Source organism: Rhodococcus sp. ENV425 (genome assembly GCF_002887785.1).
Classification (GTDB): domain Bacteria; phylum Actinomycetota; class Actinomycetes; order Mycobacteriales; family Mycobacteriaceae; genus Rhodococcus; species Rhodococcus aetherivorans.
On the sequence record NZ_PCZU01000243.1, the window covers coordinates 2,751 to 3,490 of the forward strand.

General features: G+C 76.6%; 1 protein-coding gene. It reads left to right on the forward strand.

All coding sequences use genetic code 11. The features are described 5' to 3' along the window. Positions 1 to 539, forward strand: a 539-nt coding sequence (locus tag CQZ88_RS21275) for a cation transporting ATPase C-terminal domain-containing protein (RefSeq protein ID WP_180987053.1), incomplete at its 5' end; no start/stop codon positions are given. Between the last annotated feature and the right edge of the window lie 201 nt (positions 540 to 740).

The following is a 740-nucleotide window of genomic DNA, read 5'->3' on the forward strand; positions in this document are numbered from 1 at the left end:
CGCTGCCCGCGGCGGCCCTCGCCGTCAGCACCCCCCGCACCGACGGCTCCGGCCCCGCGCCCCGGCCCGACGAGTCCGTGCTGCTGCACGCCATGGCCGCCCGCGGCGCCACGACCGCGGCCGCGGCCACCGCGGCGTGGGCGATGGCCAGGGTCACGGGCTCGAACCCGCGCGCGTCGACCGTGGCGCTCGTCGCGCTCGTCGGCGCTCAGCTCGGGCAGACACTGCTCGAGTCCCGCAGCCCCCTCGTCGTCGCCACCGTCCTCGGCTCGCTCGCCGCCATGGCCGTGCTGATCAGCACGCCGGGGGTCAGCGGGCTGCTGGGCTGCGTGCCGGTCGGTCCGGTCGGATGGACGCAGGCACTCGGGTGCGCTGTGGCGGCCACCGTGGCCGCCGCCGTCGCACCGACCGCCGCGCTCCGGCTGCCGGCGATCGGGGAGGTGGTGACATCGGTGCTCGAGTCCCGGGATGCCGGTGGCGCTTCCGGGAAAACGTCGGCGCCGACCGCTCGGCTCTCGCCGACATCGGGACTACAGTAGGGGCGAGTCCGACCGTCACGGCCGCCGTGCCCCGGGAACGACGGCTCCTCGAGGCGCCGAGCTCGCCGCAGACCCCCGCGCCACCGTCCCGCCGAGACCCCGCGCACGCTGGCGACCGAAAGCAGAGCAGGACGTGCCATGCAGCTACTGGACACCACCGGCCACCTGGTCACCCGCACCGCGTACGCCACCACCAGCGCC